Raw genomic sequence first — 7704 nt, forward strand, 5'->3', positions numbered from 1 at the left:
CGCACCAACGTTCTCTACGCCCTCATCCGTGACAACCGGACCTGGCAACCTGATTCACCCCCGGTCACCGCCGCGGCTTGACTTCTTCATTGAGAGTCCTTTCAGTGGGTGGATGGGGCCGGGCCCGCCTGGTGGTGGCGGGCCCGGCCGCAGATCGGTTAGGCGGCGACGGGTTCGGTGGTGAGCACGTCGTCGATGGCCTGGTGGAGGTCGTCGTAGGCCAGGGCCAGGGGTGCGTGGTCGATGGTGAGGGTCCACATCGGCTCGTCGCCGATTCCGGCGGTCAGGGTGTAGGTGTGGGCGCCAGTGGCGCGGTAGGACCAGGTGCCGGGCACGGCGTGGAAGGTCAGGTCGCCGGCCCGGACTTTCTGGATGCGGGTGTCGGGGGTGGTGTCGAGGTCGGGTGCGGTGGCTTCGATGGCGGCCAGGAGTCCGTAGTCGTCGTTGGCGAGCAGGACGAGGTGGTGTCCCTGTTCGGGGCTGTACTCGTGGACGGTGGTCAGCTGGATCGGTCCGTGGTTGTGGTGCAGGTTCCGGGTGATGCCGTACTGCTGGTGCTGGATGCGGTCGGCGGCTTCGGCGAGAAGGTCGAAGGCGAGTTCGAATGCGTGGTCCATTGTTCTCCCGTTTCTCGTGGTGAGTGGTGCGCCGGTCAGCGCTGGGGAGCGGTCAATCGGGTGAGGGTGGGCGGTCAACCCCGAAGAGCCGACGCCGGACGGAGCAGGGTTTTCGGCCCGCGAGCGGCAGCGAGCTTGATAGGGCCGAAAAGGTCACTCGGCCTGCGTAGTTCGGCCTCGGTGTGGGTTGACCGGTCGGGCCCCCGGCCGATTAGGCTGCGACCTCTGCTGACGGTTAAAGGTGAGTAGCTACCCAACCCACGCCCGCCGCAGGCGGGCATCCGGCGCCCGCCAGGGCGGCCGCCAGCACGCGGTGGGTCGCTGTAGGGCGGCCGGCCACCGGTGGATGTCGCGGTGGCCGGCTCGCCGGGACAGTGTTTTTAGATGAGCCCGATGAATCCGGACCCGATGGTGTTGGCCTGGGCCGTCCGTGCTTCGACGTCCTGGTCGATCTCCTCGCGCGCCTCGGCGACCATGATGGCCAGGCCGGGGGGAGCGTCAGCGGTGATCGGCTCGTCGGGGTCGGCGTAAAAGTCCCAGCAGGAGGCGACGTCTCGGCCGTCGGGGGCGACGACGGTGTAGCCGTAGACCTCGCCGTTGGCCCAGGCGTCGTAGGCGGCCACGGTGCCACGTGTGTAGTCCAGGGGTGCTGTCGCGTCGGCGGGCGCCCAGGCCAGACCGTCGATGCTGCGGTAGCGGTCGGCGCTGGGCTCGGCGGTGCCGTAGCGGTCGCCGCTGCGGGTGACTTCCAGGATGCCGGTGAGTCCGCGGGTCAGCCACAGGTAGCGGCAGAGGGCGGCCGCGGACCGGTACTCATGGTCGTTGAGGGAGTCATTGGCGGCGGTGTGCTGGCGCAGCAGGGCGGCGACGTCATGGGCGGCGTCGCCCAGTTGAGCGCTGATGGTGCGGGCGGTGCCGAGATAGACGAATCCGCCGTCGTCGCTGTAATCGGGTGCGGCGGCGTCGATGTCGTAGTACAGGGCGATGACGTAGGTGCCGGCGGTGGTGGGTACGGCGATCTTGTCGAACGGGTCAAACATGGTGGGTCCTCACTGTTGGTGACCGGCGGTGCGCCGGTCAGTGCGGCCGCGTTGTGGACCGTGGGGTGGGGCGGGTCAACCCCGCAGAGGCCGCGCCGGGACGGAGCAGGGTTTTCGGCGTGCGCGAGCCGGGCGCGCCAGCGCCTTCGGCGAGTTGGCAGGGCCGAAAAGGTCACTCGGCCTGTGCAGTTCGGCGCGGGTGTGGGTTGAGCCGGCTCGGGGTCCTGCGGTCAGGCTGGGCGGCTGCTGACAGGTAGATAGGTGAGGGGTTACGGATATCGGACGTTCGCCAGGGGCCCCGGAGGGGCTGCTGCGGACGGGTAGGACCGGAGGAAAAGGGGGGCCCGGTCACCCTGGGGTGGGTGACCGGGCCCGTGGTGCTGAGTTTTAGTCCCAGCTGGCGGCGATGGTGTCGATGGCGTCGGGGATTGAGGAGTGCGGGATCGCTTCGGAGAGGCGGTCGAGCTCGTCGGCGGTGAGGGTGCGCCCGGCCCAGCTGCTGGCTTGTTCGGCGGTGATGAGCTCGGCGGGTGCGTCGAGGGCGGCGGCGAGCATCGTGAGCAGTTCGGCGCCGGTGGGTAGCGGCAGGGTGTCGGCGTGGTCGCGGAGCCGGGTGCATTCCTTGGGCTGGCTGCAGGCGCATTCGGAGTTGGTGGCGCTTAGATCGCGGTAGGTGCTGTCGAGCGGGTGGCCGTCGACGCTGGGGCCGTCGACGATCCAGCGGGTGCCGTCGCCGGAGAGCCGTAGGTGCACTGCCACGGTCTGTTCGATGAAATGTGTTGCTGGCGGGTCAATCTGGTTGTAGTAGTGGGCGTTTCCGTCGCGTCGCAGGGGTGTCGTCTCGCCTGCGGGGGTGGTGGCGTGCTCGCTCATTGTCGGGTCCTTTCGGTGGTGCGGGAGGGGAGGTGCCGGCGGCCGCGGTGGGTTGGCGGCCGCCGGCGTGGTGTGGGTGTTAGGCGCTACGGGTGCCGCGGCGCCGTCGGGTCGGTGCGGGTGCGGGTTCGAGGAACTCGGCGATGTGGGTGGTGGCGGAGTCGATGCCGGCGAAGCGGGGGTGCTCGGTGTCGAGGTCGTCGGTGCGGAGCTGCCATAGGGGTGCGCCGTCGAGGCGGTATTCGGGGCGCAGCTGGTAGAGGTGGCGGCCAACAGCGGCGTAGCTCCAGGGGTCCAGCGGGTTGATCGGTTCATCGGTGACGACGGGTGCGGTGTGGGTCCAGAGCAGGCCGCCGCCGCGGAAGTGGCGGGTGCGTGCGGAGAAGGAGCGGCCGAGGTCGGGGTGTGCGGCGCTGGATTCGGCGCTGGCCTGCAGGACTCCCTGGGGGTCTCGGGCCCAGACCTGGGCGGTGGAGCCCCAGGTGTGGTTGCGGCGGTGCGCGGTGATGGTCAGCCCGTCGGGGATGCCGTCGGGGTGCAGTTCCTCGTGGCCGGGTTCGACGAAGTAGAGCAGGTCGGTGGCGATGGCGGCGAGGCGTTCGCCCAGCCAGTAGGTGTGGCGGCCGCCGGCGAGGAGGTCGGTGTGGGTGGTCATGGTTGTTCTCCGTTCGTGTACGGGTTGGGTGCGCCGGTTAGCGCTGGGGTTGCGGGGGACCGGCGGGGTGGCGCGCGCAACCTCGAAGAGGCCGTGACGAGCGGAGCAGGGTTTTCGGCCCGCGCGAGCCCGGCGCGCAGCGCCCTGGCGAGCTGGCGTTGGGCCGAAAAGGTCACTCGGCCTGCGCAGTTCGGCGCGGGTGTGGGTTGCGCGTGACGGGGCCTCGTCGGTCACACTGGGCGACCNCCCGCGCGAGCCGGCGCGCAGCGCCCTGGCGAGCTGGCGTTGGGCCGAAAAGGTCACTCGGCCTGCGCAGTTCGGCGCGGGTGTGGGTTGCGCGTGACGGGGCCTCGTCGGTCACACTGGGCGACCCAGCTGAACGGTTAAAGGTGAGGGGCTACGGACCACGCCCGCCGCAGGCGGGCCTCCGCCGGTCGCACCTAGTGCCCCGGCGACCGCGCACGGCGAAGACACCGCACCGCGCCGGTGTGGTGTGCGGGGGTTACGGCGTGAAGGGGTGGGGGCTGTCGTGGTGCAGGCAGGCGAGGAGCTCGGCGGTGCCGGTGTGGTCGGGGCTGCCGTCGACGGCATGGCCGGTCTGGATGATGGCGGCGATGTCGGCTCCGAGGTGCAGTGTGTAGCGCGGCCATTCGTCATCGCCGGCGCGGGCGATCAGGGCCGCGGTGGCGGCCGTGAGCCGGATGCGTGCGTGGGCGGGGTTGTCGCCGAGACCGATGATGGTCTGCTCGCTGCGGTGGCCGCTGCTGGTCACTGCCCAGGTGATGGTCATGTTCCGATGATCGCCGCCAGGAGGCGGTGGCGGGAGGGGCCGCACTCCCGGTTGTGGATAAGTGCGGCCCCTGTGGATCACCGGGTCGGGCGGTAGCTGGCGTCGGTGGGATCGAAGCGGTGTTGGTCTCCGTCGAGGCAGACGGCGGCGGCTGTTTTGTGGGCGAGTTGGAGGACTTCGACAGCGCTGCGGTAGGCGGCGAGGTCGACGATCTGGAATGTCACGGGCCGCATGTAGACCTCGACCCAGCGGATGGTGCGTCGCTTGTCGGGGGTGAGGGCTTCGCGGCGGGTGACGGCGTAGGGCGGGCGTCGGGTCCAGTCGACGCCGATGGCGGGCCCGTCGTAGGGCTGTTGGTCGCGCGGGGCGAGGTTGTCGGGGAGCCCGGCCAGCGCCTGGCGGGCGGCTCCGAAGGCTTCCAGCACGCCCTGGGCTGCTTGGGTGTTGAAGAAGGTGAACAGGATGCGTCCCCAGGTGAGGGTGACGCGGGCGATGTCGGTGTGGGCGTGATGGACGCTGATGTCGGGCTGTTGGGCGCCGCGCAGTCGTACGTAGGCCTGGGAGATCGCTCCGGCGGGGATGCCGATGTGCGACTCGGGGATGGCGATCTTGGTCATGGTGTTCTCCGTTCGTGTACGGGGTGGGTGCGCCGGTTAGCGCTGGGGGTGCGGGGGACCGGCGGGGTGGCGCGCGCAACCCCGAAGAGGCCGTGACGAGCGGAGCAGGGTTTTCGGCCCGCGCGAGCCGGCGCGCAGCGCCCTGGCGAGCTGGCGTTGGGCCGAAAAGTTCACTCGGCCTGCGCAGTTCGGCGCGGGTGTGGGTTGCGCGTGACGGGGCCTCGTCGGTCACACTGGGCGACCCAGCTGAACGGTTAAAGGTGAGCNGTGGGTTGCGCGTGACGGGGCCTCGTCGGTCACACTGGGCGACCCAGCTGAACGGTTAAAGGTGAGCAGCTACCCAAACCCACGCCCGCCGCAGGCGGGCATCGGCGCCTCCGGGCGCCGCTTGACAGGTGGGGCGCGGGCGAGGTGACGGGCCGTCTGTGGCTGGCACTATAAGTGCCTTCACCCCGAACGGGTTCTGCGAGGCGGTATTTCGCGCAATCGGCACCGTGGCGAGAATGGACCGGGGTTGTTTCTCAGCCCAGCGCGCGGGTTTGGTGGATAGATGTGGGCGGCGCTGCGCGCCGGCTTTTCTCAGTGCACGGGCACCGGCCCGCTCCCGGGGTCAGCGCTGCAGGCCGGCGACGACCAGATCGGTCAGCGATTCGGTCAGGCTGGTGAAGCGGCCGGTGCGGGTGCCGCTGTGGGTGTGGTGCTCGCCTAGCCAGATACCGACGATGGTGGCGGTGCCGTCGCTGGCGGGCTGCCACACGGGCGCTCCGGAGTCGCCGGGGATGCTTTCGGGCATCCCGGTCACGCTGTATTGGTAGCCGAGTAGCCGCCCGTCGAGCTGTCCACAGACGGTCTTGGTGCGGATTCCGCTGCGACACACGGTGATTGCGGGATCTGGAACACCCATGCCGCTGACAGGCATGCCGTTGATCGTGGACACCGATCGGCTGGTGCCGAAGTTGATCAGCGCGAAGTCGTCGAAAAGCGGATCGGGGTCGTTGACGGCGACGGCGACGGCGCCGGTGGCCCCGCTGTCGTGGTCGGATACTGCGGAGCCGCCACCTCGAGTGCAGTGGCCGGCGGTGACCCCATAGGTGGTGGCCCCGGCGGTGTAGGTGTAGCCCAGCGTGCAGGTGGTGGACCCGGTGTTCGAGTGCACGGCGATCTCGTCGCCGGCGGCCACGGTGTAGGCGCCGGCATGACTGAGCGAGCGCGGGTGCGAACAGGCTGGTGATGGGGATGAGGGCCCCGGCGAGGGCGGTCAGTGTTGCTGCTCGGGTGGGCCGCATCGCGAGTCCCTTTCTTCCTGGTGGGGTGCTGCGAATCATTGTGGGCGCGACCGCTGACAACCCAGGTTCGGGCGCAGGCTCAGCGCTGCGACCGCGTGCGTTGCCGCTCGGCAGCGCGGCGGGCGCGGTTGTGCAGGGTGTCGATCCAGGCGTGCGCGGTGCGGGCGGATTGGCCGTGGTCCTGGGCGGCGCAGGATTGGACCGCTTGGCCAGCGCGGGCGGCGATGCGCAGATCGACGCTGACCGGGGTGGAGGTACGGCCGGGGCTCATCACGGCTGGTCCCATCCGGGCTGGGCGGCCGCTTCGGCGCGTCGCCACAGTTCGGCGAGGTCGTCGCGGGCGGTGCTGATGTGGGTGGTGAGGTCGGCACGGTCGGCGCCACTGTCGGCCATCTGCTGCATGCGGATTCCGTGTTCGCGCACCGCACGGCGGTACGCCTCGTCGAGCACGTCGCGCGCGTGGTTGGCTGCTGCGGCGGCGCTGACGGTGTGGGTGTAGAGGTCGGCCAGATGCAGGGCCAGTCGGTGGTGTTGGCCGGCGGTCGGGGGGCGAGTGGGGTCCAGCGACTGGGTGGCGGCGTGTTGGCGACCGTAGGCCAATACGGTGACCGGATCGGGGTCGCGGCGGGCGTCGGTGACGCGGCGGATGATCTCGTAGACCCAGCGGTTCATGGGCCGCCAGATGGCGATGTCGGGGATGAGGTCGCAGAACGTGCGCGCTCGGGTGTAGGGCATCCACAGCAGGGCTCCGAGGAGCTGATTTTCCGGCTCCCAGCGTGCGGCGATGGTTTCGCCGCTCGGTTCGGCGCTGAGCTCGAAGTCTTCGGCGGCCGCCCGGTCGGTGTCGTTGTCGGGGACGACGTGCAGTGGGGCGCGGTGCGCGGCGGTCATGATGCGGTGGCCCCCCAGATCAGCAGGGCATACCACCAGGTCAGGGCGCTGGCTTGGTCGGTGGTGGTGGCGGTGGGCAAAGCGGCGTGCACGGCGGCGGCCAGCTCGGCGGGGCTGGGGTGAGTACCGGCCTGGCTCAGGGCGTGATGGCGCAGTGTCTCCAGGACATGCTGATCGGGTGCGGTGGGCAGCTCGACTCCGGCCAGCTGTGCGGCTTCGCGCCAGAGTGTGCCAGCGGTGAACCAGCAGTGGCCTTCGGCGCGGGCGGCGGTGAGGACCGCCAGCGGGTAGCGCGCTCCGGGGTCGGTGTCGGACCCGTGGTGCCAGGTGTCGTGGTGGTCGGTGATCCATCGTTGCGCGGCGACGGCGGCGTGGTAGGTGGCGGTCTCGCTGGCTTCGTGACCGGCCGGGGCGATGGTGGCGTGTCCCGTGTGGTGCGGCCTGGTGGCGCGGCTGTCGGGTTCGGCCAGGGCGAGCAGTTCGTAGCGGGTGGTGTCGGGGTGCGTGGGCAGCGGGCGCAGGTAGTAGTCGGCGCCGATGACGTAGTTGATGAGGCTGCGGTGAGCGTCGTCGCGGTCGGGGTGGTCGGTGGTGGTGACCGACCGGCCTTGGTGGTCGATGGATAGCTGGTACATCGTGGGTCTCCTGTCGTGGTCAAAGGTGATCAGGCGCTCAGCGGGTGGGCTTTGCTGACCTCAGCTATGCGGTCGGGCCGGAAACCGGACCAGTGCTGTCCGCCGGCCACCACGACGGGGGCCTGCAGGTAGCCCAGTCCCATCACGTAGTCGCGGGCGTCGCTGTCGACGGTGATGTCGACTTTCGCGTAATCCACACCTGCTTTGTTTATCTGCCCCTGCCGCGTTGGGTCATTCGTAAAAACGGTCTTCTGAACTGGGTGGTTATGGCCTGTCGCAGGCGATCGGGTTGTTGAGGGA

Annotated in this window: 11 protein-coding genes; all 11 read right to left on the bottom strand. The window is 69.9% G+C overall.

Annotation, left to right across the window (positions count from 1 at the left end; all coding sequences use genetic code 11):
* Positions 1-158: 158 nt before the first annotated feature.
* The 11 genes from MCHLDSM_RS22150 to MCHLDSM_RS22200 all read right to left on the bottom strand — a co-directional run bounded on the left by MCHLDSM_RS22150 (position 159) and on the right by MCHLDSM_RS22200 (position 7616).
* Positions 159-617: a hypothetical protein gene (locus MCHLDSM_RS22150; RefSeq protein WP_011767739.1), complete on the bottom strand. Its 459-nt coding sequence runs from the start codon at positions 615-617 to the stop codon at positions 159-161.
* A gap of 380 nt (positions 618-997) precedes the next feature.
* Positions 998-1657: a hypothetical protein gene (locus MCHLDSM_RS22155; RefSeq protein WP_013470232.1), complete on the bottom strand. Its 660-nt coding sequence runs from the start codon at positions 1655-1657 to the stop codon at positions 998-1000.
* Positions 1658-2044: 387 nt separating this feature from the next.
* The gene (locus MCHLDSM_RS22160; protein WP_013470233.1) at positions 2045-2530 is read right to left on the bottom strand and encodes a hypothetical protein; all 486 of its coding nucleotides are present in this window, start codon (positions 2528-2530) and stop codon (positions 2045-2047) included.
* 79 nt (positions 2531-2609) lie between these two features.
* Positions 2610-3185 (bottom strand): hypothetical protein, encoded by a 576-nt coding sequence (locus MCHLDSM_RS22165; protein ID WP_013470234.1) that lies wholly within the window; start codon positions 3183-3185, stop codon positions 2610-2612.
* A 502-nt stretch (positions 3186-3687) separates the two neighbouring features.
* Positions 3688-3975: a hypothetical protein gene (locus tag MCHLDSM_RS22170; protein ID WP_006247564.1), complete on the bottom strand. Its 288-nt coding sequence runs from the start codon at positions 3973-3975 to the stop codon at positions 3688-3690.
* 77 nt (positions 3976-4052) lie between these two features.
* Positions 4053-4592 (bottom strand): hypothetical protein, encoded by a 540-nt coding sequence (locus MCHLDSM_RS22175; RefSeq protein WP_013470235.1) that lies wholly within the window; start codon positions 4590-4592, stop codon positions 4053-4055.
* 610 nt (positions 4593-5202) lie between these two features.
* The gene (locus tag MCHLDSM_RS22180) at positions 5203-5772 is read right to left on the bottom strand and encodes a chymotrypsin family serine protease (protein ID WP_013470236.1); all 570 of its coding nucleotides are present in this window, start codon (positions 5770-5772) and stop codon (positions 5203-5205) included.
* Positions 5773-5957: 185 nt separating this feature from the next.
* Positions 5958-6149 (bottom strand): hypothetical protein, encoded by a 192-nt coding sequence (locus MCHLDSM_RS22185; protein WP_006247565.1) that lies wholly within the window; start codon positions 6147-6149, stop codon positions 5958-5960.
* Positions 6149-6769, bottom strand: coding sequence for a hypothetical protein (locus MCHLDSM_RS22190; RefSeq protein ID WP_013470237.1), 621 nt, complete (start codon positions 6767-6769; stop codon positions 6149-6151). The genes MCHLDSM_RS22185 and MCHLDSM_RS22190 overlap by 1 nt, the downstream gene beginning before the upstream one ends.
* Positions 6766-7404, bottom strand: coding sequence for a hypothetical protein (locus MCHLDSM_RS38200; protein WP_013470238.1), 639 nt, complete (start codon positions 7402-7404; stop codon positions 6766-6768). The genes MCHLDSM_RS22190 and MCHLDSM_RS38200 overlap by 4 nt, the downstream gene beginning before the upstream one ends.
* Before the next feature lie 29 nt (positions 7405-7433).
* The gene (locus MCHLDSM_RS22200; RefSeq protein WP_048472046.1) at positions 7434-7616 is read right to left on the bottom strand and encodes a glutaredoxin domain-containing protein; all 183 of its coding nucleotides are present in this window, start codon (positions 7614-7616) and stop codon (positions 7434-7436) included.
* Positions 7617-7704: the final 88 nt, after the last annotated feature.

The organism is Mycolicibacterium chlorophenolicum (assembly GCF_001044235.1).
GTDB classification, from domain to species: Bacteria; Actinomycetota; Actinomycetes; order Mycobacteriales; family Mycobacteriaceae; genus Mycobacterium; species Mycobacterium chlorophenolicum.

Bases quoted from the DNA above. Each gene is read 5' to 3' on its own strand.
- MCHLDSM_RS22150 (WP_011767739.1), bottom strand. From the start codon at position 617: ATGGACCACGCATTCGAACTCGCCTTCGACCTTCTCGCCGAAGCCGCC.
- MCHLDSM_RS22155 (WP_013470232.1), bottom strand. From the start codon at position 1,657: ATGTTTGACCCGTTCGACAAGATCGCCGTACCCACCACCGCCGGCACC.
- MCHLDSM_RS22160 (WP_013470233.1), bottom strand. From the start codon at position 2,530: ATGAGCGAGCACGCCACCACCCCCGCAGGCGAGACGACACCCCTGCGA.
- MCHLDSM_RS22165 (WP_013470234.1), bottom strand. From the start codon at position 3,185: ATGACCACCCACACCGACCTCCTCGCCGGCGGCCGCCACACCTACTGG.
- MCHLDSM_RS22170 (WP_006247564.1), bottom strand. From the start codon at position 3,975: ATGACCATCACCTGGGCAGTGACCAGCAGCGGCCACCGCAGCGAGCAG.
- MCHLDSM_RS22175 (WP_013470235.1), bottom strand. From the start codon at position 4,592: ATGACCAAGATCGCCATCCCCGAGTCGCACATCGGCATCCCCGCCGGA.
- MCHLDSM_RS22185 (WP_006247565.1), bottom strand. From the start codon at position 6,149: ATGAGCCCCGGCCGTACCTCCACCCCGGTCAGCGTCGATCTGCGCATC.
- MCHLDSM_RS22190 (WP_013470237.1), bottom strand. From the start codon at position 6,769: ATGACCGCCGCGCACCGCGCCCCACTGCACGTCGTCCCCGACAACGAC.
- MCHLDSM_RS38200 (WP_013470238.1), bottom strand. From the start codon at position 7,404: ATGTACCAGCTATCCATCGACCACCAAGGCCGGTCGGTCACCACCACC.